A 23,434-nucleotide genomic window follows, 5' to 3' on the forward strand; every position below is an offset into this window, starting at 1 on the left:
CGGTTCCCCCGAAACCGGCGACGGCCCATAATGGCGGCCATTATAGGGCCTTGCGCCCTGGTGCAACGCCGAATTCGAGGAGATTTTTCATGGCCGTCGCCCTCAATACCCTGGTCGAGGAAGCCGAGCGCTACCTGGGCAGCGCGAAGATCCAGGACTACTGCCCCAACGGCCTGCAGGTCGAAGGCCGCCCCCAGGTCAGCCGTATCGTCAGCGGCGTGACCGCCAGCCAGGCGCTGCTGGACGCGGCGGTCGAGGCCGAAGCCGACCTGGTGCTGGTGCACCATGGCTACTTCTGGAAGGGCGAGAACCCGTGCATCACCGGGATCAAGCAGCGGCGCCTGAAGACCCTGCTCAAGCACGACATCAGCCTGTTGGCCTTCCACCTGCCGCTGGACGTACACCCGGAAGTGGGCAACAACGTGCAGCTGGCGCGCCAGCTGGATATCACGGTGGAGGGCCCGCTGGACCCGAACAACCCCAAGGTGGTCGGCCTGGTCGGTTCGCTGGCGGAACCGGTGTCGGCGCGGGACTTTGCCCGCCGGGTGCGCGAGGCGCTGGGGCGTGAGCCGCTGGTCGTCGAGGGTGAGCAGATGATCCGCCGGGTCGGCTGGTGCACCGGCGGTGGGCAGGGCTACATCGACACCGCCATCGCCGCCGGGGTCGACCTGTTCATCAGTGGCGAGGCGTCGGAGCAGACCTTCCACAGTGCCCGCGAGAACGGCGTGAGCTTCATCGCCGCCGGGCACCACGCCACCGAGCGCTATGGCGTGCAGGCGCTGGGCGATTACCTGGCGCGGCGGTTCGCGGTCGAGCACCTGTTCATCGATTGCCCGAATCCGATCTGATGATGCAGATGTCGTTCCTGTAGGAGCGGCCTTGTGCCGCGAAAGGGCTGCGCAGCAGCCCCAGGATTTCAGCGTTGATGCATAAATCGCCGGGGCTGCATTGCAGCCCTTTCGCGGCACAAGGCCGCTCCTACAGGGCCCAAACCCCCAGTCATATCGTTAGATTGTTTCGATCTAGGCAGCCTCCTAAATAGAATCAGGTGCTGTGATAAAGTGGCTCGCTCGAACACGGCCCGCAGGCCGTCCATAAGATCGTTTTTCGTGAGTAGCCATGGTCGACAATCTGACGCACTTGAAACAGCTGGAGGCGGAGAGCATCCACATCATCCGCGAGGTGGCCGCCGAGTTCGACAACCCGGTGATGCTGTACTCGATCGGCAAGGATTCCGCGGTCATGCTGCACCTGGCGCGCAAGGCGTTCTTCCCGGGCAAGCTGCCGTTCCCGGTGATGCACGTCGACACCCAGTGGAAGTTCCAGGAGATGTACCGCTTCCGCGACAAGATGGTCGAAGAGATGGGCCTGGAGCTGATCACCCACGTCAACCCCGAGGGTGTGGCGCAGGGCATCAACCCGTTCACCCATGGCAGCTCCAAGCACACCGACATCATGAAGACCCAGGGCCTGAAGCAGGCGCTGGACAAGCATGGCTTCGACGCCGCCTTCGGCGGTGCGCGCCGTGACGAAGAGAAGTCGCGGGCCAAGGAGCGCGTCTACTCGTTCCGTGACAGCAAGCACCGCTGGGACCCGAAGAACCAGCGCCCGGAGCTGTGGAACATCTACAACGGCAAGGTCAACAAGGGCGAGTCGATCCGCGTGTTCCCGCTGTCGAACTGGACCGAGCTGGACATCTGGCAGTACATCTACCTCGAAGGCATCCCGATCGTGCCGCTGTACTTCGCCGCCGAGCGCGAAGTGATCGAGAAGAACGGCACCCTGATCATGATCGACGACGAGCGCATCCTCGAGCACCTGAGCGACGAGGAGAAGGCGCGCATCGTCAAGAAGAAAGTGCGTTTCCGTACCCTGGGCTGCTACCCGCTGACGGGCGCGGTCGAGTCTGAAGCCGAGACCCTGACGGACATCATCCAGGAAATGCTCCTGACCCGAACGTCCGAGCGCCAGGGCCGCGTCATCGACCACGATGGCGCCGGTTCCATGGAAGACAAAAAACGCCAAGGCTACTTCTAATTTCAGGGTTTCCTCATGTCGCACCAATCCGATTTGATCAGCGAGGACATCCTCGCCTACCTGGCCCAGCACGAGCGTAAAGAGCTGCTGCGCTTCCTGACCTGTGGCAACGTGGACGACGGCAAGAGCACCCTGATCGGGCGCCTGCTGCACGACTCGAAGATGATCTACGAGGACCACCTCGAGGCCATCACCCGCGACTCGAAAAAATCCGGCACCACTGGCGAGGAAGTCGACCTGGCGCTGCTGGTGGACGGCCTGCAGGCCGAGCGCGAGCAGGGCATCACCATCGATGTCGCCTACCGCTACTTCTCCACCGCCAAGCGCAAGTTCATCATCGCCGACACCCCGGGCCACGAGCAGTACACCCGCAACATGGCCACCGGCGCGTCCACGTGCGATCTGGCGATCATCCTGGTCGATGCCCGCTACGGCGTACAGACCCAGACCCGCCGGCACAGCTATATCGCCTCGTTGCTGGGCATCAAGCACATCGTCGTCGCGGTCAACAAGATGGACCTCAAGGGCTTCGACGAGCAGGTCTTCGAGTCGATCAAGGCCGACTACCTGAAGTTCGCCGAGGGCATCAACCTCAAGCCGAGCAGCCTGCACTTCGTGCCGATGTCGGCGCTCAAGGGCGACAACGTGGTCAACCGCAGCGAGCGTTCGCCGTGGTACACGGGCCCGGCGCTGATGGAGATCCTCGAGACCGTCGAGATCGCCGCCGACCGCAACGTCACCGACCTGCGTTTCCCGGTGCAGTACGTCAACCGTCCGAACCTGAACTTCCGTGGCTTCGCCGGCACCATCGCCGGTGGCGTGGTGCACAAGGGCGACGAGATCGTCGTGCTGCCGTCGGGCAAGAGCAGCCGGGTCAAGTCCATCGTCACCTACGAAGGTGAACTGGAGAACGCCGGCCCCGGCCAGGCCGTGACCCTGACGATGGAAGACGAGATCGACATCTCCCGTGGCGACCTGCTGGTACATGCCGACAACGTACCGTCGGTCACCGACCAGTTCGATGCCATGCTGGTGTGGATGGCCGAGGAGCCAATGCTCCCGGGCAAGAAGTACGACATCAAGCGCGCCACCAGCTACGTGCCGGGCTCGATTGCGAGCATCACCCACAAGGTCGATGTGAACACCTTGGAGCAGGGCCCCGCCAGCGCGCTGCATCTCAACGAGATCGGCCGGGTCAAGGTCGCGCTGGACAGCGCCATTGCCCTGGACGGCTACGAGAGCAACCGCACCACCGGCGCGTTCATCGTCATCGACCGCCTGACCAACGGCACCGTCGGCGCCGGCATGATCATCGCCCCGCCGGTACTGCCGCACGGCAGCACCGGTCAGCACGGCAAGCTGGCCCATGTGTCGACCGAAGAGCGCGCCCTGCGCTTCGGCCAGCAGCCGGCCACCGTGCTGTTCAGCGGCCTGTCCGGCGCCGGCAAGAGCACCCTGGCCTACGCGGTGGAGCGCAAGCTGTTCGACATGGGCCGTGCGGTCTATGTGCTCGATGGCCAGAACCTGCGCCACGACCTGAACAAGGGCCTGCCGCAGGATCGCGCCGGGCGCACCGAGAACTGGCGCCGCGCCGCCCATGTGGCGCGCCAGTTCAACGAAGCCGGCCTGCTGACCCTGGCTGCGTTCGTTGCCCCGGATGCCGAAGGCCGCGAGCAGGCCAAGGCGCTGATCGGCAAGGAGCGCCTGGTCACCGTCTACGTCCAGGCGTCGCCGCTGGTGTGCCGTGAGCGTGATCCACAGGGGCTGTACGCGGCCGGTGGCGACAACATTCCGGGCGAGAGTTTCCCGTTCGATGTGCCGCTGGATGCGGACCTGGTGATCGACACCCAGTCGGTCAGTGTCGATGAAGGTGTGAAGCTGGTGCTGGATGTGCTGCGTCTGCGTGGCGCGATCTGAGTAACCGCGTGATCTGAGAAACCCCGCTTCGGCGGGGTTTTTTGTTTGGTTCGGGAGAGCCGGGGCTGCTGTGCAGCCCTTTCGCGGCACAAGGCCGCTCCTACAGGGGACCGCACAACCCTGTAGGAGCGGCCTTGTGCCGCGAACGGGGCGCAGCGCGCCCCCGACTCTCTAAATGTGTTTCTCGGAAACCGGGATCACCCGTCGCTCCTTCACCGCCTTGTACGAAAAACTCGAATAGATCTCCTTCACCCCCGGCAAGCGTTGCAGCACCTCCCGGGTGAACTCGCCAAACGACTCCAGGTCCCGGGCGAGGATCTCCAGCAAAAAGTCATAGCGCCCGGAGATGTTGTGGCAGGCGACGATCTCGGGAATCTCCATCAGCCTTTGCTCGAACGCCAGAGCCATCTCCTTGGTGTGGGAGTCCATCATGATGCTGACGAACGCGGTCACTCCGAAGCCCAGTGACTTGGGCGAAAGAATGGCCTGGTAGCCGGTGATGTAGCCGTTGTCCTCCAGCAACTTGACCCGCCGCCAGCAGGGCGAGGTGGTCAGGGCGACCTGGTCGGCGAGTTCGGAAACGGTCAGGCGGGCGTTGTCCTGCAGGGCGGCGAGCAGGGCGCGGTCGGTACGGTCGAGAGCTGAAGGCATATCTTGCCCTCCTGGTTCTGTTTTTGTTGTTTTTCTTTCAAAACATGCCCGATTGCGTGGGCAAATTTGGAAAAAGCGCGGCAGCTTGGTGGCATAAGCTTATAACAAACCACAAGAGGCTGTTGCCATGCGCGACTCCAACAAGAACACCGGATTCTCCACGCGGGCCATCCACCATGGCTACGACCCGCTGTCCCACGGCGGCGCCCTGGTGCCGCCGGTGTACCAGACCGCCACCTATGCCTTCCCCACCGTCGAGTACGGCGCCGCCTGCTTCGCGGGTGAGGAACCGGGGCATTTCTATAGCCGTATTTCCAATCCGACCCTGGCCCTGCTCGAGCAGCGCATGGCGTCCCTGGAAGTAGGCGAGGCCGGGCTGGCGCTGGCCTCCGGCATGGGCGCCATCACCGCCACGCTATGGACCCTGCTACGCCCGGGTGACGAGCTGATCGTCGGCAGCACCCTGTACGGCTGCACCTTCGCCTACCTGCACCACGGCATCGGCGAGTTCGGCGTGAAGATCCGCCATGTCGACCTCAACGACATCCCGGCACTGCAGGCCGCGATCACTCCGAAGACGCGGATGATCTATTTCGAAACCCCGGCCAACCCCAACATGCAACTGGTGGATATCGCCGCGGTGGTCGATGCCGCCCGTGGCCACGACCTGAGCATCGTGGTCGACAACACCTACTGCACGCCCTACCTGCAGCGCCCGCTGGAACTGGGCGTGGACCTGGTGGTGCATTCGGCCACCAAGTACCTGTCCGGGCATGGCGACATCACCGCCGGGCTGGTGGTCGGGCGCAAGGCGCTGGTCGATCGCATCCGCCTGGAAGGGCTCAAGGACATGACCGGCGCGGTGCTGTCGCCCCATGACGCGGCGCTGCTGATGCGCGGCATCAAGACCCTGGCCCTGCGCATGGACCGCCACTGCGCCAATGCCCAGCAGGTGGCCGAGTTCCTCGCCGAACAATCACAGGTCGAGCTGCTGCATTACCCGGGCCTGCCGTCCTTCCCGCAGTACGCGCTGGCCCAGCGGCAGATGCGCCTGCCGGGCGGCATGATCGCCTTCGAACTCAAGGGCGGGATCGAGGCCGGTCGTCGTTTCATGAACGCCCTGCAGCTGTTCAGCCGCGCGGTCAGCCTGGGCGATGCCGAGTCGCTGGCCCAGCACCCGGCGAGCATGACCCATTCGAGCTATACCCAGCAGGAGCGTGCCGAGCACGGCATCTCGGAAGGCCTGGTGCGTCTGTCGGTGGGGCTGGAAGACATCGACGACCTGCTCGCCGACATTGCCCAGGCCCTGAAGGCCTGCGCCTGAACCGCCACGGACGAGGCCTGCGCGATGGTAGCGATGATGAACCCGAACGAGCCGTTGACGGCCCTCGAAGCCGCCCTGGACAGTGACCCCGGGGAAACCGCCGAGTGGTGCGAGGCCCTGTCCTCGACCCTGGCACACTGTGGCCCGGCACGGGCGCGCTATCTGCTGCAGCGCCTGCAGGCCCATGCCCTGGAACTGGGCCTTGAACGTGAGGCCCAGGCCTTCTCGGCCTATCGCAACACCTTGCCGGTGGAGCAGCAGGGCAACTATCCGGGCGATCTGGAGCTGGACGAGCGAATCACCGGCATCCTGCGCTGGAACGCCCTGGCCATGGTGGTGCGGGCCAACCATGCCTACGGCGAGCTTGGCGGGCATATCGCCAGCTATGCCTCGGCGGCGGAAATCTTCGAGGTCGGTTTCCAGCATTTCTTCCGTGGCGAGGGCGGCGGCGCGCAGCGCAGTGGCGACCTGGTGTTTTTCCAGCCGCACTCGGCGCCGGGCATCTATGCCCGCGCCTTCCTTGAAGGGCGTCTGAGCGAGGCGCAACTGGCCAACTACCGGCAGGAAGTCGCGGGCAATGGCCTGTGCTCCTATCCGCATCCCTGGCTGATGCCTGACTTCTGGCAGTTCCCCACCGGCTCCATGGGCATCGGCCCACTCAATGCCATCTACCAGGCGCGGTTCATGCGCTACCTGCAGCACCGCGGCCTGCTCGACACCTCGGCGCGGCATGTGTGGGGCGTGTTCGGCGATGGCGAGATGGACGAGCCGGAATCGATCGCCGGCCTGACCCTGGCGGCCCGCGAAGGCCTGGACAACCTGACCTTCATCGTCAACTGCAACCTGCAGCGCCTGGACGGCCCGGTGCGCGGCAACGGCCAGATCATCCAGGAACTCGAAGCGCTGTTCAGCGGCGCCGGCTGGAACGTGATCAAGGTGCTGTGGGGCTCGGAGTGGGACGCGCTGTTCGCCCGGGATCATGAGCATGCGCTGCTGCGCCAGCTGGCAGCGACACCCGACGGGCAGTTCCAGACCCTCGGCGCCAAGGACGGCAGCTACAACCTCGAGCACTTCTTCAAGCAGAACCCGGCGCTGCAGCGCCTGGTGGCGCATATGAGCGCCGACGAGATCAACGCCCTCAAGCGCGGTGGCCACGATTTTCGCAAGCTGCATGCCGCCTATGCCGCGGCCAAGGCCTGCAAGGGCCGGCCGACGGTGATCCTGGCCAAGACCAAGAAAGGCTACGGCATGAGCAGCGCCGGCGAGTCGCGGATGACCGCGCACCAGGCCAAGAAGCTCGATGTGCAGGCACTGCTGGCCTTCCGCGACCGTTTCCACCTGCCGCTGTCGGATGAGGCAGTGGAGCAGCTGCGGTTCTATCGTCCGGCCGCCGACAGCCCGGAGATGATCTACCTGCGCCAGCGCCGCGAGGCCCTGGGCGGGCCGCTGCCGGTGCGGCGCAGCGACTGCGCCGGCCTGCCCGTGCCGGACCTGGACAGCTTCGCCGGCTTTGCCCTGCGCGCCGAGGGCAAGGAGATGTCCACCACCATGGCCGCCGTGCGCCTGCTCGGCAACTGGCTCAAGGTGCCGGGGCTGGGGCCTAGGGTAGTGCCGATTGTCGCCGATGAGGCGCGGACCTTCGGCATGGCCAGCCTGTTCCGCCAGATCGGCATCTACTCGCCCCAGGGGCAACGCTACGAGCCGGAGGACGCCGGCTCACTGCTGGTCTACAAGGAAGCGCGCGACGGCCAGTTGCTGGAGGAGGGCATCACCGAGGCCGGGGCGATCTCCTCGTGGATCGCGGCGGCGACTGCTTACGCGGTGCATGGCGAGGCGATGCTGCCGGTGTACATCTATTACTCGATGTTCGGCTTCCAGCGGGTCGGCGACCTGATCTGGGCCGCCGCCGACCAGCGCGCCCGCGGTCTGTTGCTCGGTGCCACCGCGGGGCGCACCACGCTGGGTGGCGAGGGGCTGCAGCACCAGGACGGCTCGAGCCTGGTCATGGCTTCCATGGTGCCCAACTGCCGGGCCTGGGACCCGTGCTTTGCCGGCGAGCTGGCGGTGATCCTTGATCATGCCGCACGGCGCATGCTGGTAGAGCAACAAGACGAGTTCCACTACGTGGCGGTGATGAATGAAAACTACCCGCAGCCGTCATTGCCCGAGGACGTGCACGAGGATGTGTTGCGAGGCATGTACCGGTTTGCCCGGCATGCGTCGGCAGCGCCCCGTGGCCAGGTACGGCTGTTGGGTTCGGGCACCATCCTGCGCGAGGTGATCGCCGCCGGCGAGTTGTTGGCCAGCGACTGGCAGGTCGACAGCGAGGTGTTCAGCGTCACCAGCTTCAGCGAGCTGGCGCGTGGGGCCAGGGATGCGCAACGCCTGGCGATGGCCGGGGATCAGGGAGATTGCCATGTGCGTCAAAGCCTGCCCGGTGATGCCCCGGTGATTGCGGCTAGCGACTATGTGCGTGCCTGGCCGCAGCTGATTGCCGAGTATGTGCAGGCGCCCTACATCACCCTGGGCACCGATGGATTCGGGCGCAGTGATACGCGTCAGCAACTGCGGCGGTTCTTTGAGGTGGACCGGCATGCCGTGGTCTTGGCGGCGTTGTACGGGCTGGTGTGCCAGGGCGTATTGCCGGCGGATGTGCTGGGGGAGGCGAGGGCGCGGTATGGGATTGGCGAGGAGGGGGCGGCCTGGTATCGGTGAGGTAGCCTGTGCCAGCCCTATCGCGGGTCAAGCCCGCTCCCACGGAAAACATTACGCTGTGAGTTAAATGGAACTGCGTGGGAGCGGGCTTGCCCCGCGATCACCGGCGAAGCCGGTGCCATACACCACAGCAAGCCCGCTCCCCCCGCTGGTGCAATTTGCGACGTTTCCCTGCACGCAGGCGCATTTGGGAGATCTTCTACAGGTATTGAGTGAGTGATATGGCGGGTAGATCCTGCCCACAAAAAAGGCCTCTTTCGAGGCCTTCTGCTTGTCATCGACTCAACGCTTGAGCCCGTAGCTCTCGTCGAGCATGCCCGGCGAGTTCGGGGTCTTCGGTGCGTAGTCGCGCGGCACCTCGGCGGTGTCCTTCGGCGGCGTCAGGCGATCACGCGGGCCTTGCGCGGCTTCCGAGTGCAGCGCGGCCAGCAGGCGCTGGCGGGTCAGTTCATCCAGGGCCAGGCGGTTGGCGCCGTCGGCCAGGTGATCCTGGACGTCCTGGTAGCTCTGGGTCAGCTTCTTGACCAGCGAAGCGGTGCTGTTGAAGTGGGTCACCACTTCATTCTGGTAATTGTCGAAGCGCTGCTGGATGTCATCCAGCTGGCGTTGGGTGTTGCTCGGTGCCGCGTTGGGCAGCAGGCGGGCCAGCGCGAAACCGACGCCGACGCCGACAACCAGGGCCAGGGTCGGCAGCAACCAAACAAGGAGCGAGTGTTCCACGAGTCCTTCCTCTATAAACGGCTTTGCTTTACGTTAACGGCTCAGACCTGCGCTGTATACCGCGAGCGATCGCAAATCAGAACAGAATTCCTCAGCTAGACGAGTCGACCCTCCTCGAGGTCACGGAGTAGTGCCTTGCTTATCCGCGAAACACCCTTGTTCATCGATGGCCCGTGTGGCCAGCTGGAAGCCTTGTACCTGGACGTGGCCGACGCCCGCGGCGCGGTGCTGATCTGCCACCCCAACCCGGTCCAGGGCGGCACCATGCTCAACAAGGTGGTCTCGACCCTGCAACGCACCGCCCGCGACGCCGGTTACGTCACCCTGCGCTTCAACTACCGTGGCGTTGGCCAGAGCGCCGGCAGCCACGACATGGGCGCCGGTGAAGTGGCCGATGCCGAGGCTGCCGCGGCCTGGCTGCGCGCGCAGCATCCCGAACTGCCGCTGGTGCTGATGGGCTTCTCCTTCGGTGGTTTCGTCGCCGCCAGCCTGGCCGGGCGCCTGGAAGCCGGGGGCGCGGCCCTGCAGCAGCTGTTCATGATCGCCCCGGCGGTGATGCGCCTGAGCGAACAGTTCCCGTTGCCTGAGCGTGTCACCCTCACGGTGGTGCAGCCGGACACCGACGAAGTGGTCGATCCGCAGCTGGTCTACGACTGGTCGAATGACCTGTCGCGTCCCCATGAGCTGCTGAAAGTGGCAGAATGCGGACACTTCTTCCATGGCAAGCTGACCGATCTGAAGGATCTGCTGCTGCCGCGCCTTTCGAACTGAGCCAAGCCTGAATAAGCGAACACCCATGACCACGCGCATCCTCACCGGTATCACCACCACCGGCACCCCGCACCTGGGCAACTACGCCGGCGCCATCCGTCCGGCCATCCTCGCCAGCCAGCAGCCCGGCGTCGACTCGTTCTACTTCCTGGCCGACTACCACGCCCTGATCAAGTGCGACGACCCGCAGCGCATCCAGCGCTCGCGCCTGGAAATCGCCGCCACCTGGCTGGCCGGTGGCCTGGATCCGGACAAGGTGACCTTCTACCGTCAGTCGGACATCCCCGAGATCCCCGAGCTGACCTGGCTGCTGACCTGCGTCGCCGCCAAGGGTCTGCTCAACCGCGCCCACGCCTACAAGGCCTCGGTGGACAAGAACGTCGAGGCCGGCGAAGACCCGGATGCCGGCGTGACCATGGGCCTGTTCAGCTACCCGGTGCTGATGGCCGCCGACATCCTGATGTTCAACGCCAACAAGGTACCGGTCGGCCGCGACCAGATCCAGCACGTGGAAATGGCCCGCGACATCGGCCAGCGCTTCAACCACCTGTTCGGCCAGGGCAAGGACTTCTTCGCCCTGCCGGAGGCGGTGATCGAGGAGAGCGTCGCCACCCTGCCGGGCCTGGACGGTCGCAAGATGTCCAAGAGCTACGACAACACCATCCCGCTGTTCACCAGCGCCAAGGACATGAAGGACGCCATCTCGCGCATCGTCACCGACTCCAAGGCGCCGGGCGAGGCCAAGGACCCGGACAATTCGCACCTGTTCACCCTGTTCCAGGCCTTCTCCACGCCAGCGCAGTGCGCCGAGTTCCGCGAAGAGCTGGTACAGGGCCTGGGCTGGGGCGAGGCCAAGCAGCGTCTGTTCCAGCTGCTCGACGGCCAGCTGGCGGAAAAGCGCGAGCACTATCACCAGCTGATCTCGCGCCCGTCGGATCTGGAGGACATTCTCCTTACCGGTGCCGCCAAGGCCCGCAAGATCGCCACGCCGTTCCTCGAGCAGCTGCGCGAGGCGGTTGGCCTGCGTTCGTTCCGCACGGCGGTCCAGGCCAGCACCGAAGTGAAGAAGAAGGCCGCCAAGGCCGCCCGCTTTGTCAGCTTCCGCGATGAAGACGGCAGCTTCCGTTTCCGCCTGCTGGCCGCCGATGGCGAGCAACTGCTGCTGTCGCGCAGCTTCGCCGATGGCAAGAGCGCAGGGGCGGTGAGCAAGCAACTGCAGCAAGGTGGCGAGGCCGATGTACGGGTCGAGGGCCTGAGCTTCAGCCTGTGGCTGGAAGGTGAGCAGGTTGCCGACGGGCCGCAGTTCGAGGCCGCTGAGGCCCGTGATGCAGCCATCGCAAGCCTGCGCGAGGCCCTGGCGCCACAGCAGGACTGAGCGCTTCCCCTGTAGGAGCGGCCTTGTGCCGCGAAAGGGGCGCGAAGCGGCCCCGGCAGTTCTGCATGAAACGGAGATCCCGGGGCCGCTGCGCAGCCCTTTCGCGGCGCAAGGCCGCTCCTACAGGTGCAGGTAATGAGGCAAGTGGTCGCATGTATCATTGCCATCAGGCGGGCCGGTCGCTACAGTGACGGCCCGTTTTTTGTTGCCTCGCTAACGAAATCATGACGCCCCTAGAACGATATCAAGCAGATCTGAAACGTCCCGACTTCTTCCATGACGCGGCGCAGGAAACTGCGGTGCGTCACCTGCAGCGCCTGTACGATGACCTGGTGCGCGCGCAGAACAACAAGCCGGGCATGTTCGGCAAGCTGTTCGGCAAGAAGGAGCAGACGCCGGTCAAGGGCCTGTACTTCTGGGGTGGGGTAGGGCGAGGCAAGACCTACCTGGTCGACACCTTCTATGAAGCGCTGCCCTTCAAGCAGAAGATGCGCACGCACTTCCACCGTTTCATGAAGCGCGTCCATGAGGAAATGAAGACCCTCAAGGGCGAGAAGAACCCGTTGACCATCATCGCCAAGCGCTTCAGCGAAGAGGCCAAGGTGATCTGCTTCGACGAGTTCTTCGTCTCCGACATCACCGATGCGATGATCCTCGGCACCCTGATGGAAGAGCTGTTCAAGAACGGCGTGTCGCTGGTGGCCACCTCCAACATCGTGCCGGACGGCCTGTACAAGGACGGCCTGCAGCGCGCGCGCTTCCTGCCGGCCATCGCCATGATCAAGCAGTACACCGATGTGGTGAACGTCGACAGCGGGGTGGACTACCGGTTGCGCCACCTGGAACAGGCCGAGCTGTTCCACTTCCCGCTCGACGACGCGGCGCATGAAAGCCTGCGCGCCAGCTTCAAAGCGTTGACCCCAGAGTGCACCCAGGCCGTCGAGAACGACGTGCTGATGATCGAGAACCGCGAGATTCATGCCCTGCGCACCTGCGACGACGTCGCCTGGTTCGACTTCCGTGCCCTGTGCGATGGGCCGCGCAGCCAGAACGACTACATCGAGCTGGGCAAGATCTTCCACGCCGTGCTGCTGAGCAACGTCGAGCAGATGGGCGTGACCACCGACGACATCGCCCGGCGCTTCATCAACATGGTCGACGAGTTCTACGACCGTAACGTGAAGCTGATCATCTCGGCCGAGGTGGAGCTCAAGGACCTGTACACCGGCGGGCGCCTGAGCTTCGAGTTCCAGCGGACCCTGAGCCGGTTGCTGGAGATGCAGTCCCACGATAGAAGGCTCAGGCCTCCTGCATGAACTGCTGCCGATACTGGTTCGGCGACAGCTCCGTGTGCTGGCGGAACAACCGGGCGAAGAAGCTCGCGTCGTCGTACCCCACCTCGTAGCTGATGGTCTTGATGCTCTTGCGCGTGCTCGACAGCAGGCCCTTGGCCGTCTCGATCCGTAGCCGCTGAAGGTAGTGCAGGGGCTTGTCGCCGGTGGCGCTCTGGAAGCGGCGCATGAAGTTGCGGATGCTCATGCCGTGGTTGCGGGCCACGTCCTCGAAGCGGAACTTGTCGGCGAAGTGTTCCTCGAGCCAGTGCTGGATCTGCAGGATGATCAGGTCCTGGTGCAGCTTCTGGCCGCCGAAGCCCATGCGCCCCGGGGTGTAGCTGCGCTGCACCTCGTAGAGGATGTCGCGGGCCACGGCGCGGGCCACGTTGGCGCCGCAGAAACGCTCGATCAGGTAGATGTACAGGTCGCAGGCTGAGGTGGTGCCGCCGGCGCAGTACAGGTTGTCGGCGTCGGTCAGGTGCTTGTCCTGGTTCAGGCGGATCTTCGGGAAGCGCTCGGCGAAGTTGGCGAAGAAGCGCCAGTAGGTGGTCGCCTCCTTGCCATCGAGCAGCCCGGATTCGGCCAGCCAGAACACGCCGCTGGCCTCGGCGCACAGCACCGCGCCACGGGCATGCTGCTCGCGCAACCAGGGCAGGACCTGGGGATAGCGTTGCAGCAGGTTGTCGAAGTCGTCCCAGAACGCCGGCAGGATGATCACGTCGGCGTCGTTCAGGCCGCTGTCGACCGGCAGCTGCACGTTGCTGAAGCTGTCCACGGGCAAGCCGTCCGGGCTCACCAGGCCGATCTCGAACATCGGCTGCAGGCCCAGGCCCAGCTGCTTGCTGTAGCGCAGGCTGGCCAGGTGGAAGAAATCCTTGGCCTGCATCAGTGTCGAAGCGAACACTTTATCCACGGCCAGGATGCTGACGCGCCGCAAGGACGCGGAGGGTTGGGTAAACATCATTGTCATTGTTCTTATAGGGTAGAGTGGTCAATCACCGGCTGGATCGTCTTATTTTTTGGCGATTGTGTCTACCCCGCCAAAGTACGATCTCCCTCGCGGGGCAAGCCCGCTCCCACGCCTGCCTCGCGATGGGGGGCTACGCTCAAGGCGCCGGGTTCGGCTGCTCCTGATGCACCGCCTCGATCGCCGCCAGCAGCTCATCGCCCAGGTTCAGCGCCTGGCTGTCGATATTGCTCTGCAACTGTTCGATGCTGGTGGCGCCGATGATGTTGCTGGTTACGAACGGCTGGCGCGTCACGAACGCCAGCGCCATCTGCGCCGGGTCCAGCCCATGCTCGCGAGCCAGCTGCACGTAGCGGTCGCAGGCGGCCACGGTCTGCGGGTTGGAGTAGCGGGCGAAGCGGCTGTACAGGGTCAGGCGGGCGTTTGCCGGGCGGGCGCCGTCCTGGTACTTGCCCGAGAGCATGCCGAAGGCCAGCGGCGAATAGGCCAGCAGACCGCACTGCTCGCGGATCGCCACCTCCGCCAGGCCCACCTCGAAGCTGCGGTTGAGCAGGTTGTAGGGGTTCTGGATCGACACCGCCCGCGGCCAGCCGCGGGTCTCGGCCAGGTGCAGGAACTTCAGGGTGCCCCATGGGGTTTCGTTGGACAGGCCGATATGACGGATCTTGCCGGCGCGCACCTGGTCGTCGAGCACCTCCAGGGTTTCCTCCAGCGGAGTGAAGATGTCCTGGGGCAGGTGCTGGTAGCCGAGCTTGCCGAAGAAGTTGGTGCTGCGCTCGGGCCAGTGCAACTGGTACAGGTCGATGCGGTCGGTCTGCAGGCGCTTCAGGCTCTCGTCCAGGGCGGCGACGATGTGCTGGCGGTTGTGCTTGAGCTGGCCGTCGCGGATATGGCTGATGCCGTTGCCGGGGCCGGCGACCTTGCTGGCGAGGATCCAGTCGTCGCGGTCGCCGTTGGCGGCGAACCAGTTGCCGATGATGCGTTCGGTGGCGGCATAGGTTTCCGGGCGCGGCGGCACCGGGTACATCTCGGCGGTGTCGATGAAGTTGATGCCGTGGGCCTTGGCCAGCTTGATCTGGGCGAAGGCGTCATCCTGGGTGTTCTGCTCGCCCCAGGTCATGGTGCCCAGGCACAGGGCGCTGACGTTGAGGTCGGTACGAGCGAGCTTGCGGTAATCCATCGGGAAGGCGCTCCGTGGCAAAGAGGTCCATAAAAGCAGGTTGAAATTTTTCCTGCAATCTGGATAATTCGGCCCCTCTCCGTGTGGCGGAAGTGATGCACCACCACAAAGGGAACCCTTGTCGAACATTGGCGTGCCCGACCCGAGCCCCCAAAAGCGTCAGCGTTCGGCTGCGCGCTTGCCCTTGGCAAGCTGTGCACTATCCAGTAAGATTCGCCGTCTATTTTTCGCTGGGCGGCCTCTGAGGCTTTAGAGAATGAAAACTTTTACTGCTAAACCGGAAACAGTAAAGCGCGAGTGGTTCGTAGTCGACGCCGCTGGTCAGACCCTGGGTCGTCTGGCTACCGAAATCGCTAGCCGCCTGCGTGGCAAGCACAAGCCAGAATACACCCCTCACGTTGACACCGGCGACTACATCGTCGTCATCAACGCCGAGCAAATCCGTGTGACTGGTGCCAAGTCTTCCGACAAGATGTACTACTCCCACTCCGGCTTCCCGGGCGGTATCAAGGAAATCAACTTCGAGAAGTTGATCGCCAAGGCCCCTGAGCGTGTTATCGAAACCGCGGTCAAAGGCATGCTGCCGAAGAACCCGCTGGGTCGCGACATGTACCGCAAGCTGAAAGTGTACGCGGGTGCAGCTCACCCACACACTGCTCAGCAGCCTCAAGAACTGAAGATCTAACGGGATAGTTCATTATGTCGGCGACTCAAAACTACGGCACTGGCCGTCGCAAGACCGCAACCGCACGTGTATTCCTGCGTCCGGGCACTGGCAACATTTCCATCAACAACCGTTCTCTGGACGTGTTCTTCGGCCGCGAAACCGCTCGCATGGTTGTTCGCCAGCCGCTGGAACTGACCGAGACCGTTGAGAAGTTCGACATCTACGTCACCGTTTCCGGTGGTGGTGTCAGCGGTCAAGCCGGTGCAATCCGCCACGGCATCACCCGCGCCCTGATGGAATACGACGAAACCCTGCGTGGCGCCCTGCGTCGTGCTGGCTTCGTCACCCGCGACGCTCGTGAAGTCGAGCGTAAGAAAGTGGGTCTGCGTAAAGCGCGTAAGCGTCCTCAGTACTCCAAGCGTTAATACCGCTTCGGCAGTCGAAAAAAGCCCGGTTCCTTTTTGGAACCGGGCTTTTTTTATGTCTTCAACTAACCTGTTTGCTAGTCCGTGGCCGTTTGTCGCATAGACGCAGATCAAGCAAAGCGAGGGTAGTGGCCCGACCAGCGGGTAATCACCTTGTCAGCGTGTGGATTTGTTCCTTACCATTGCGGCCAATTTTTAGTGCCACAGACGTACCTAAGTAGATGCCTGTTAGAACAGGCCAAGCAAGCTGATGGGAGAGGACTGAATGAGCAATGACGGCGTCAACGCAGGCCGGCGCCGCTTCCTCGTAGCCGCGACATCCGTGGTCGGGGCAGCGGGGGCAGTGGGGGCAGCGGTACCGTTCGTGGGGTCATGGTTTCCCAGTGCCAAGGCGAAAGCCGCAGGGGCACCGGTGAAGGTCAATATCGCCAAGGTCGAGCCCGGCCAGCAGATGGTGGCCGAGTGGCGCGGTCAACCTGTATTCATCGTGCGGCGAACGGAAGAGATCCTCGGAAATCTGAAAAAGATCACCGGCGAGCTGTCCGACCCCGAATCCAAGGCGTCGGTGCAGCCGACCTACGTCGATCCGCAAGTTCGCTCGATCAAGCCCGAGATCCTCATCCTGGTCGGCCTGTGCACGCACCTGGGCTGCTCGCCGACGTTCCGTCCTGAAGTCGCTCCCGCCGACCTGGGCCCGAAATGGGTCGGTGGCTATTTCTGCCCGTGCCACGGCTCGCACTACGACCTCGCCGGGCGCGTCTACAAGTCCCAGCCGGCGCCTCTTAACCTGCCAGTGCCACCGCACTCGTACGAGTCGGACGAAATCATCGTCATCGGCGTCGATCAGGAGAACGCATGATGAGCAAGTTCATGGAGTGGATCGATGCGCGCTTCCCCGCGACGAAGATGTGGGAAGACCACCTGAGCAAGTATTACGCGCCCAAGAACTTCAACTTCCTGTACTTCTTCGGCTCCCTGGCACTGCTGGTGCTGGTCAACCAGATCGTCACCGGCGTGTGGCTGACCATGAGTTTCACCCCCTCGGCGGAAGAGGCCTTCGCCTCGGTCGAGTACATCATGCGCGACGTCGAGTACGGCTGGATCCTGCGCTACCTGCACTCCACCGGTGCGTCGGCGTTCTTCATCGTGGTCTACCTGCACATGTTCCGCGGGCTGCTCTACGGCTCCTACCAGAAGCCGCGCGAGCTGGTCTGGCTGTTCGGCATGCTGATCTACCTGGCGCTGATGGCCGAGGCCTTCATGGGCTACCTGCTGCCGTGGGGCCAGATGTCCTACTGGGGTGCCCAGGTGATCATCTCGCTGTTCGGCGCGATCCCGGTCATCGGTGACGACCTGACCCAGTGGATCCGTGGTGACTACCTGATCTCCGGCATCACCTTGAACCGCTTCTTCGCCCTGCATGTGGTGGCCCTGCCGATCGTGATCCTCGGCCTGGTGGTGCTGCACATCCTGGCACTGCACGAAGTGGGTTCGAACAACCCCGATGGTGTGGATATCAAGAAGAACAAGGACGAGAACGGCATTCCGCTGGATGGCATCCCGTTCCACCCGTACTACACCGTCAAGGATATCGCCGGTGTGGTGGTGTTCCTCTTCGTGTTCTGCGCGGTGGTGTTCTTCTTCCCGGAAATGGGTGGCTACTTCCTGGAAAAACCGAACTTCGAACAGGCCAACGCCTTCAAGACCCCTGAGCACATCGCGCCTGTGTGGTACTTCACGCCGTTCTACGCGATCCTCCGTGCGGTGCCCGACAAGTTGTTCGGGGTCATCGCCATGGGTGCGGCGATCGCCGTGCTGTTCGTGTTGCCCTGGCTGGACCGCAGCCCCGTGCGCTCCATGCGCTACAAGGGCTGGCTGAGCAAGATCTGGTTGCTGGTGTTCTGCGTGTCCTTCGTCATCCTTGGCGTGCTGGGCGTACTGGCGCCAACCCCGGGACGTACCTTGCTGTCGCAGGTGTGCACGGTGCTGTACTTCGCCTACTTCCTGCTGATGCCGTTCTACACAAGGCTCGAGAAGACCAAACCGGTTCCGGAAAGGGTGACTGGCTGATGAAAAAGTTGATTGCAGTATGCTTGCTGGCACTGATGCCTAGCCTGTCGTTCGCCGCCGAACATGGCCTGGAGCTGGACAAGGTCGATATCGACCTGACCGACAAGGCCGCGATGCAGGATGGCGCGCGCACCTTCGCCAACTATTGCATGGGCTGCCACAGCGCCAAGTTCCAACGCTATGAGCGCGTGGCCGACGACCTGGGGATTCCCCATGAGCTGATGCTCGAGAACCTGGTGTTCACCGGCGCCAAGATCGGCGACCACATGAAGATCGGCATGCAGCCCAACGATGCCAAGACCTGGTTCGGCGCCGCGCCGCCCGACCTGACCCTGGTCGCCCGGGTGCGTGGCAACGACTGGCTGTACACCTACCTGCGCAGCTTCTACGAGGACAAGTCGCGACCATACGGGGTGAACAACAAGGTCTTCCCCAACGTCGGCATGCCCAACGTGCTGGTGGGCCTGCAGGGCAACCAGGTGATCGGTTGCAAGCAGGTGCAGACCGAAGTCGATGGCAAGAAGCAGTTCGACCCGCTGACTGGCAGTCCGCTGACCCATGAAGCATGCGACCAGCTGACCGTGGAGGAGAAATCCGGTACCCTGACGGCCGAGCAGTTCGACGAGAAGGTCAAGAACCTGGTGACCTTCCTGGCCTATTCGGCCAACCCGGTCAAACTGGAAAGCCAGCGCATCGGTACCTACGTGTTGCTGTACCTGGCTTTCTTCTTCGTGTTCGCCTACTTGCTCAAGCGCGAATACTGGAAGGACGTGCACTGATCACGCAGTAGTTTCTGGTAGTTGAACGCGCCCGGGGGGCTCCAGCGATATTGCTGGGGCGCCCCGGGCGCGTTTTCATTTGAAGTTTTACAAGCATCCCGTGCGAGGAGGCGCTACATGGGCGCAACCAACAGGTTAGCCTGCTATTCCGACCCCGCTGATCATTACTCTCATCGGGTCCGCCTGGTGCTCGCGGAGAAAGGCGTCACGGTGCAGATCATCGATGTCGACGCCAATCGCCTGCCGCCCAAGCTGATTGAAGTGAACCCTTACGGCAGCTTGCCGACCCTGGTCGATCGCGACCTGGCGCTGTACGAGTCGACCGTGGTGATGGAGTACCTCGAGGAGCGTTACCCGCACCCGCCGCTGATGCCGGTCTACCCGGTGGCCCGGGGCAACAGCCGCCTGCTGATGCACCGCATCCAGCGTGACTGGTGCGCCCTGGCCGACACCGTGCTCGATGCGCGCAGCAGCGAGGCGGCACGCACCCAGGCGCGCAAGGAACTGCGCGAGAGCCTGACCGGCGTGGCCCCGCTGTTCGGCGAGATGGCCTGCTTCATGAGCGAGGAGCAAAGCCTGGTCGATTGCTGTCTACTGCCCATACTCTGGCGCTTGCAGGTGATGGGTATCGAATTGCCGCGGCAGGCCAAGCCGCTGCTGGATTACATGGAGCGACAGTTCGCCCGCGAGCCTTTCCAGGCGAGCCTGTCCGCTGCCGAACGTGAAATGCGCAAGGTTTAAGAGGAACCGTTGATGAACTCCAGTCGCCCCTATCTGGTTCGTGCGCTGTACGAGTGGATCGTCGACAACGATTGCACGCCGCATATGCTGGTCAATGCCGAGTATCCGGCGGTCCAGGTGCCCCAGGGTTTTGCCAGCGATGGCCAGATCGTCCTGAACATTTCTCCCAGTGCCGTGCGCAGCCTGCACATGGACAACGAGGCGGTGAGCTTCGAAGGCCGCTTCGGCGGCGTGGCGCACTCGCTCTTTGTGCCGGTCGGCGCCATCCTCGGGATCTACGCCCGGGAGAACGGTCAGGGTATGGTCTTCGAGCTGGAGCCACCGCTCGAGGATGAGGATGACCTTGAAGACGACGCCGTGGAGCCGGATGACCAAGGTCCGCCCGAGCCGCCGCGCCCGAGTGGCCGTCCAAGCCTGAAGGTGGTCAAGTAACTACGCAGCAAGAAGATCCCGGCCGCTGCGCGAGCCTCATGGAGCGCATGCCTGTGTTTTGTGACAGCTGTTGGCTATTTATTAACGCCGATTGACATATCGTAATCAATTTCAGAAGCTCACGACTTGCAGCCGAAGGCTGCCTCCAGGCCTGAGGCCGAAGTAACCTGGCCAGGGGCGGGAAACCGCCTCTGGCTCGATGGGGCCTTGCGGCCAGGTAATGCAGCGACACACCGGTCGACCCAGGACGGGCGACCCGACAACAAAAACAAGAGAAGTCATCGACATGGATGTGAGATGTGATCAGCTCAAGGCGCTGACGGGCACCCTGTGCCTGGCGTTCGCCACCGGACTGCCGCTGTCTGCTGCGGCGGCCTACCAGGAAACCGGTCGCCCGGGCGACCCCGCCAGCTGGCGGTCGGCCGAGTACCAGCAGGACTGGGGCCTGGAGCGCATGCAGGCGAGCCAAGCCTATGCCGCCGGCATCACCGGCGCCGGGGTCAGCATCGGCGCCTTGGACTCGGGGTTCGATGCCGCCCATCCCGAAGCCAGTCCCGGACGTTTTCACTCGGTTACCGCCACCGGCCAGTATCTGGACGGCACTCCGTTCAGCGTGTCCGGGGTGCTCAATGGCGCCAACGACAGCCATGGCACCCATGTCACCGGCACCATGGGTGCGGCCCGTGATGGCGCTGGCATGCATGGCGTGGCCTTCAATGCCCAGGTCTACGTGGGCAACACCAACCACGACGACAAGTTTTTGTTCGGTCCCGGCCCTGACCCCAAGTATTTCAAGGCGGTCTACGATGCCCAGGTGGACGCCGGTGTGCGGGCCATCAACAACAGCTGGGGCAGCCAGCCCAAGGATGTCAGCTACCAAACCCTGGACGGCTTGCGCGCGGCCTACGCCCAGCATTTTCAGCAGGACACCTGGCTCGACGCCGCCGGCGACGTGGCGCGCCGCGGCGTGATCAACGTATTCAGCGCCGGCAACAGCGGCTATGCCAACGCCAGCGTGCGCTCGGCGCTGCCGTACTTCCAGCCGGAGCTGGAAGGTCACTGGCTGGCGGTGTCGGGTCTGGACAAGAACAACCAGCAGAAATACAACCAGTGCGGTATCGCCAAGTACTGGTGCCTGGCGACCCCGGGTGCGGCGATCAGCAGTACCGTGCCCGGTGGCGGCTACGCCACCTACAACGGCACCTCGATGGCCGCGCCCCATGCCACCGGGGCCTTGGCCCTGGTCATGGAGCGCTATCCCTACCTGAACAACCAGCAGGCCCTGCAAGTACTGCTGACTACCTCGCGCCAGCTCGACGGTTCGCCAACCCAAGGACCTAGTGACCGGGTAGGTTGGGGCGTCCCGGACCTGGGCCGGGCGTTGCACGGGCCCGGGCAGTTGCTGGGTGAATTCGACGTCAACCTGGGGCGCGGGCAGGGCGATACCTGGAGCAACGGCATCTCTGACCAGGCCTTGGTGCAGCGTCAAACCGAGGACGCCGCGGAGCGCCAGGCCTGGCAGCAGACCCTCAAGGATCGCGGCTGGGAGCATGGCCTGGCAGCGGGCGCCAGCCAGCAGGATCGCAGCGACTATGCCCTGGGCATGGCTCGCGACGCGGCTGCCGCGCAGCGTGTCTACCAGGGCAGCCTGGTCAAGTCCGGGGCTGGCTGGCTCGAACTCACGGGGGACAGCAGCTACCGTGGCCCGACCCGGGTCGATGGCGGCCTGCTGGCGGTCAACGGCAGCCTGCAATCGGCGGTGACGGTCAACGCAGGCGGTACCCTGGGCGGCAATGGGCGGGTCGGCGCCCTGACCGCCAGCGCCGGGGGCGTGGTGGCCCCGGGTAACTCCATTGGCACCTTGAATGTCGCTGGCAACCTGGACTTGCAGCCGGGCTCGACCTACCGGGTGGAACTGTCGCCCACGGCCAGCGACCGGCTCGTCGTTGCTGGCCAGGCCAGTGTCGGCGGCGCCAATCTCAGCCTGGAGCCCCAGGCGCGGGCGAACCTGTTGGCCGGCGGCCCGGTATCCAGCCTGGTGGGGCGCCAGTTCGATATCCTGCAGGCGGCGGGTGGCGTCAACGGGCGCTTTGCCCAGGTCGAGCCCGACTACCTGTTCCTGGGGACCTTCCTCGATTATTCAGCCAACGGCGTGCAACTGGACGTGACGCGCAGCGCCACGACGTTCGCCAGCGTCGGCGCCACGCCCAACCAGCGCGCCAGCGGCGGCGCCGTGGAACGGTTGGGTCCAGGCAATCCCGTGTATGAAAGCCTGCTGCTTTCGACCTCGGCGGACCAGGCCCGGGACGGCCTGCGCCAGCTGGCCGGGGAGATCTACCCGGCGCTGGACTCGATGCTGCTCAGCCAGGGCTCGGTCTTGCGCGATGCCCTGGGTGAGCGCGTGCAAGACCGAGCCTTGAGCGCTGGCGCGTCTGGAGCGAGTGCCAGCGAGTCGGGCTCGACCCAGCTCTGGCTCAAGGGCCTGGGCAGTTGGGGGCGCATCGAGGGCGTGCAGGGCAGCGAGTCCTATACCAGTTCCCTGGGCGGCGTGCTGTTGGGCGTGGACCATGACCTTGACGAGCAGACCCGGGCCGGCCTGGCCGCAGGTTATAGCGACAGCTCCCTGGGCATGGGCGGCAGCCATTCCCGGGCCACGGTCGACAGCTATCACCTGGGCGCCTATGTCCGCCACGACCTGGACCAGCTGCGCCTGAGCCTGGGCGCCAGCCACAGCTGGCATCGTGCCGAGGTCCGGCGCGACCTGGCCTATGGCGAGGTGTCCGGTCGTCAGCGCGCACGGGTCGATGCCCGCAGCCAGCAGGTGTTCGCCGAGGCGGCCTATCGCCTGGCGTTGCCAGCGGTGCAGTTGGAACCTTTCGCCAACCTGACCTACCAGCATCTGGATCGCGACGGCTTCCACGAGAAAGGCGATGCCGCGGCGCTGCATGCCGGTGACGAGCAGCGCGATGCCTGGCTCAGCACCTTGGGCCTGCGTGGGCGCCAGCAATGGCAACTGGGCCCGCAACAAGACCTGCAGTTGGCGGCAAGCCTGGGCTGGCAGCATCGCCTGAGCGGCACCCAGGATCGCGAACACCTGGCTTTCGCCAGCAGCGACCTGCCGTTCCGGGTGGAGACTGCGCCGGCCTTGCGCGATGCCGCGCTGGTGGGGCTGCAGGCGCGGGTGGGGTTGACCCGCGACCTGGACCTGAGCCTGGACTACCAGGGGCGCCTGGCCAGTCGCGAACAACAGCATGGCGCGGGACTCAACCTGCAATGGCGGTTCTGAAACGCCCTGGCGCGAGTTGGGCCAGGCGTTGCAACACGGAGTG

Annotated in this window: 20 protein-coding genes; 16 read left to right on the forward strand and 4 right to left on the reverse strand. The window is 64.3% G+C overall.

Annotated elements, in window-relative coordinates; translation table 11 throughout:
• The first annotated feature begins 89 nt into the window (after positions 1–89).
• From POF53_RS13060 to cysN, 3 genes are all read left to right on the forward strand, one after another.
• Positions 90–848, forward strand: coding sequence for a Nif3-like dinuclear metal center hexameric protein (locus POF53_RS13060; RefSeq protein ID WP_028689771.1), 759 nt, complete (start codon positions 90–92; stop codon positions 846–848).
• Positions 849–1,119: 271 nt separating this feature from the next.
• Positions 1,120–2,037 (forward strand): sulfate adenylyltransferase subunit CysD, encoded by a 918-nt coding sequence (gene cysD / locus POF53_RS13065; protein WP_011535568.1) that lies wholly within the window; start codon positions 1,120–1,122, stop codon positions 2,035–2,037.
• A 15-nt stretch (positions 2,038–2,052) separates the two neighbouring features.
• Positions 2,053–3,954, forward strand: a complete 1,902-nt coding sequence (gene cysN / locus POF53_RS13070) for a sulfate adenylyltransferase subunit CysN (protein ID WP_498968018.1) — start codon at positions 2,053–2,055, stop codon at positions 3,952–3,954.
• 171 nt (positions 3,955–4,125) lie between these two features.
• Here the strand turns inward: cysN and POF53_RS13075 are convergent, their stop codons facing one another.
• A complete protein-coding gene (locus POF53_RS13075; RefSeq protein WP_028689769.1) occupies positions 4,126–4,605 on the reverse strand; it encodes an Lrp/AsnC family transcriptional regulator in 480 nt (159 codons plus the stop codon).
• A gap of 127 nt (positions 4,606–4,732) precedes the next feature.
• On the opposite strand from POF53_RS13075, the gene POF53_RS13080 reads away from it, so the two are divergent.
• Positions 4,733–5,929, forward strand: a complete 1,197-nt coding sequence (locus POF53_RS13080) for a methionine gamma-lyase (RefSeq protein WP_254464502.1) — start codon at positions 4,733–4,735, stop codon at positions 5,927–5,929.
• 33 nt (positions 5,930–5,962) lie between these two features.
• The gene (mdeB, locus tag POF53_RS13085) at positions 5,963–8,644 is read left to right on the forward strand and encodes an alpha-ketoglutarate dehydrogenase (protein ID WP_254464501.1); all 2,682 of its coding nucleotides are present in this window, start codon (positions 5,963–5,965) and stop codon (positions 8,642–8,644) included.
• Positions 8,645–8,926: 282 nt separating this feature from the next.
• Here the strand turns inward: mdeB and POF53_RS13090 are convergent, their stop codons facing one another.
• Positions 8,927–9,364, reverse strand: coding sequence for a Z-ring associated ZapG family protein (locus POF53_RS13090; protein ID WP_203647922.1), 438 nt, complete (start codon positions 9,362–9,364; stop codon positions 8,927–8,929).
• Between the two features lie 135 nt (positions 9,365–9,499).
• Here POF53_RS13090 and POF53_RS13095 point away from each other — a divergent pair, with 135 nt between their 5' ends.
• The 3 genes from POF53_RS13095 to zapE all read left to right on the forward strand — a co-directional run bounded on the left by POF53_RS13095 (position 9,500) and on the right by zapE (position 12,826).
• Complete coding sequence (locus POF53_RS13095) at positions 9,500–10,135, forward strand: alpha/beta hydrolase (protein WP_232854677.1); 636 nt, start codon at positions 9,500–9,502, stop codon at positions 10,133–10,135.
• 25 nt (positions 10,136–10,160) lie between these two features.
• Positions 10,161–11,510, forward strand: coding sequence for a tryptophan--tRNA ligase (locus POF53_RS13100; RefSeq protein WP_232854676.1), 1,350 nt, complete (start codon positions 10,161–10,163; stop codon positions 11,508–11,510).
• Positions 11,511–11,734: 224 nt separating this feature from the next.
• Entirely contained in the window at positions 11,735–12,826 is a 1,092-nt protein-coding gene (gene zapE, locus POF53_RS13105) for a cell division protein ZapE (protein ID WP_498968022.1), read from the forward strand.
• On the opposite strand, the gene POF53_RS13110 is transcribed toward zapE, so the two are convergent.
• Together POF53_RS13110 and POF53_RS13115 are read right to left on the reverse strand one after the other, a co-directional pair.
• The gene (locus POF53_RS13110; RefSeq protein WP_498968024.1) at positions 12,810–13,808 is read right to left on the reverse strand and encodes a GlxA family transcriptional regulator; all 999 of its coding nucleotides are present in this window, start codon (positions 13,806–13,808) and stop codon (positions 12,810–12,812) included. The genes zapE and POF53_RS13110 overlap by 17 nt on opposite strands.
• A gap of 142 nt (positions 13,809–13,950) precedes the next feature.
• Positions 13,951–14,991, reverse strand: a complete 1,041-nt coding sequence (locus POF53_RS13115) for an NADP(H)-dependent aldo-keto reductase (protein WP_232854675.1) — start codon at positions 14,989–14,991, stop codon at positions 13,951–13,953.
• A gap of 256 nt (positions 14,992–15,247) precedes the next feature.
• Here POF53_RS13115 and rplM point away from each other — a divergent pair, with 256 nt between their 5' ends.
• From rplM to eprS, 8 genes are all read left to right on the forward strand, one after another.
• A complete protein-coding gene (gene rplM, locus POF53_RS13120; RefSeq protein WP_008097538.1) occupies positions 15,248–15,676 on the forward strand; it encodes a 50S ribosomal protein L13 in 429 nt (142 codons plus the stop codon).
• 14 nt (positions 15,677–15,690) lie between these two features.
• Positions 15,691–16,083 carry a 30S ribosomal protein S9 gene (gene rpsI, locus POF53_RS13125; protein WP_043198013.1) on the forward strand — a complete coding sequence of 131 codons (393 nt, stop codon included), beginning with the start codon at positions 15,691–15,693 and terminating at the stop codon, positions 16,081–16,083.
• Positions 16,084–16,348: 265 nt separating this feature from the next.
• Positions 16,349–16,942 (forward strand): ubiquinol-cytochrome c reductase iron-sulfur subunit, encoded by a 594-nt coding sequence (gene petA, locus POF53_RS13130; protein WP_023628711.1) that lies wholly within the window; start codon positions 16,349–16,351, stop codon positions 16,940–16,942.
• Positions 16,939–18,153 (forward strand): cytochrome b, encoded by a 1,215-nt coding sequence (locus POF53_RS13135; protein ID WP_498968028.1) that lies wholly within the window; start codon positions 16,939–16,941, stop codon positions 18,151–18,153. The genes petA and POF53_RS13135 overlap by 4 nt, the downstream gene beginning before the upstream one ends.
• Complete coding sequence (locus POF53_RS13140) at positions 18,153–18,932, forward strand: cytochrome c1 (RefSeq protein ID WP_050703833.1); 780 nt, start codon at positions 18,153–18,155, stop codon at positions 18,930–18,932. The genes POF53_RS13135 and POF53_RS13140 overlap by 1 nt, the downstream gene beginning before the upstream one ends.
• A gap of 117 nt (positions 18,933–19,049) precedes the next feature.
• Positions 19,050–19,673 carry a glutathione S-transferase N-terminal domain-containing protein gene (locus tag POF53_RS13145; RefSeq protein ID WP_232854674.1) on the forward strand — a complete coding sequence of 208 codons (624 nt, stop codon included), beginning with the start codon at positions 19,050–19,052 and terminating at the stop codon, positions 19,671–19,673.
• A 12-nt stretch (positions 19,674–19,685) separates the two neighbouring features.
• Positions 19,686–20,105 carry a ClpXP protease specificity-enhancing factor gene (locus POF53_RS13150; RefSeq protein ID WP_203647915.1) on the forward strand — a complete coding sequence of 140 codons (420 nt, stop codon included), beginning with the start codon at positions 19,686–19,688 and terminating at the stop codon, positions 20,103–20,105.
• A 286-nt stretch (positions 20,106–20,391) separates the two neighbouring features.
• Entirely contained in the window at positions 20,392–23,391 is a 3,000-nt protein-coding gene (gene eprS, locus POF53_RS13155; protein ID WP_254464498.1) for an autotransporter serine peptidase EprS, read from the forward strand.
• The last annotated feature ends 43 nt before the right edge of the window (positions 23,392–23,434 follow it).

It is taken from the genome of Mitsuaria sp. RG (assembly GCF_028369275.1).
GTDB classification, from domain to species: domain Bacteria; phylum Pseudomonadota; class Gammaproteobacteria; order Pseudomonadales; family Pseudomonadaceae; genus Aquipseudomonas; species Aquipseudomonas peradeniyensis.

Bases quoted from the DNA above. Each gene is read 5' to 3' on its own strand.
- POF53_RS13145 (WP_232854674.1), top strand. From the start codon at position 19,050: ATGGGCGCAACCAACAGGTTAGCCTGCTATTCCGACCCCGCTGATCAT.
- POF53_RS13115 (WP_232854675.1), bottom strand. From the start codon at position 14,991: ATGGATTACCGCAAGCTCGCTCGTACCGACCTCAACGTCAGCGCCCTG.
- POF53_RS13140 (WP_050703833.1), top strand. From the start codon at position 18,153: ATGAAAAAGTTGATTGCAGTATGCTTGCTGGCACTGATGCCTAGCCTG.
- POF53_RS13135 (WP_498968028.1), top strand. From the start codon at position 16,939: ATGATGAGCAAGTTCATGGAGTGGATCGATGCGCGCTTCCCCGCGACG.
- POF53_RS13080 (WP_254464502.1), top strand. From the start codon at position 4,733: ATGCGCGACTCCAACAAGAACACCGGATTCTCCACGCGGGCCATCCAC.
- rplM (WP_008097538.1), top strand. From the start codon at position 15,248: ATGAAAACTTTTACTGCTAAACCGGAAACAGTAAAGCGCGAGTGGTTC.
- POF53_RS13150 (WP_203647915.1), top strand. From the start codon at position 19,686: ATGAACTCCAGTCGCCCCTATCTGGTTCGTGCGCTGTACGAGTGGATC.
- cysD (WP_011535568.1), top strand. From the start codon at position 1,120: ATGGTCGACAATCTGACGCACTTGAAACAGCTGGAGGCGGAGAGCATC.
- cysN (WP_498968018.1), top strand. From the start codon at position 2,053: ATGTCGCACCAATCCGATTTGATCAGCGAGGACATCCTCGCCTACCTG.
- rpsI (WP_043198013.1), top strand. From the start codon at position 15,691: ATGTCGGCGACTCAAAACTACGGCACTGGCCGTCGCAAGACCGCAACC.
- POF53_RS13100 (WP_232854676.1), top strand. From the start codon at position 10,161: ATGACCACGCGCATCCTCACCGGTATCACCACCACCGGCACCCCGCAC.
- mdeB (WP_254464501.1), top strand. From the start codon at position 5,963: ATGATGAACCCGAACGAGCCGTTGACGGCCCTCGAAGCCGCCCTGGAC.
- eprS (WP_254464498.1), top strand. From the start codon at position 20,392: ATGGATGTGAGATGTGATCAGCTCAAGGCGCTGACGGGCACCCTGTGC.
- POF53_RS13110 (WP_498968024.1), bottom strand. From the start codon at position 13,808: ATGATGTTTACCCAACCCTCCGCGTCCTTGCGGCGCGTCAGCATCCTG.
- petA (WP_023628711.1), top strand. From the start codon at position 16,349: ATGAGCAATGACGGCGTCAACGCAGGCCGGCGCCGCTTCCTCGTAGCC.
- POF53_RS13060 (WP_028689771.1), top strand. From the start codon at position 90: ATGGCCGTCGCCCTCAATACCCTGGTCGAGGAAGCCGAGCGCTACCTG.
- POF53_RS13075 (WP_028689769.1), bottom strand. From the start codon at position 4,605: ATGCCTTCAGCTCTCGACCGTACCGACCGCGCCCTGCTCGCCGCCCTG.
- zapE (WP_498968022.1), top strand. From the start codon at position 11,735: ATGACGCCCCTAGAACGATATCAAGCAGATCTGAAACGTCCCGACTTC.